Source organism: Tabrizicola soli, from assembly GCF_015999335.1.
GTDB classification, from domain to species: Bacteria; Pseudomonadota; Alphaproteobacteria; order Rhodobacterales; family Rhodobacteraceae; genus Tabrizicola; species Tabrizicola soli.
Window position 1 is genome coordinate 1 of sequence record NZ_JAEACP010000055.1, and the last position, 869, is coordinate 869.

Annotated in this window: 1 pseudogene; it reads left to right on the plus strand. The window is 62.0% G+C overall.

The window, feature by feature from the left end:
* Positions 1–76: 76 nt before the first annotated feature.
* Positions 77–846: pseudogene (locus I7S92_RS22980) on the plus strand (IS5 family transposase).
* Positions 847–869 lie beyond the last annotated feature (23 nt).

The following is an 869-nucleotide window of genomic DNA, read 5'->3' on the forward strand; positions in this document are numbered from 1 at the left end:
TAGGGTCAGGACCCATTGATTGGCTTGAGGCGACCCGGCCTGCATGATTCAAGCTCCCGAACTGACGGGGGTGAAGATGAGCAACCTTTTCTGGCTTACGGACGAACAGATGGAGCGGCTGACGCCGTTTTTCCCCAAAAGCCACGGCAAGCCACGGGTCGCTGATCGGCGTGTTCTGAGTGGGATAATCTTCATCAATCGCAATGGGTTGCGTTGGTGTGATGCACCGCGGGAGTATGGCCCTCCCAAGACGCTCTACAACAGGTGGAAGCGGTGGGGCGACATGGGGGTCTTCACCCGGATGATGGAGGGGCTGGCCTCTGGAGGGGGCGAGGAGAAGGTCGTCATGATCGACGCGACCTATCTGAAGGCGCACCGCACGGCTTCGGGCCTGCGGGCAAAAAAGGGGGGGCCGACGACCAGCGCGGCCGCCTGATCGGGCGCACGAAGGGTGGACTGAACACAAAGCTGCATGCCGTGACCGATGCCAAGGGCCGCCCCCTGAGGTTCTTCATGACGGCGGGCCAGGTCAGCGACTACACCGGTGCGGCTGCTCTGCTGAACGGCCTGCCAGCCGCAGAATGGCTGATCGCGGACCGGGACTACGATGCCGACTGGTTCCGGGAAGCGTTGAAAGACAAAGGGATACGCCCCTGCATCCCAGGTCGAAAGTCCCGCGGCAAGCCAGTTCGATACGACAAGCGGCGCTATCGCCGCCGCCACCGGATTGAGATCATGTTCGGCAGATTGAAGGACTGGCGCCGCATCGCCACACGCTACGACAGATGCGCCACGACCTTCCTGTCCGCCGTCGCTCTCGCCGCAACCGTCATGTTCTGGCTTTGACGATCAATGAGTCTGGAGCCTAG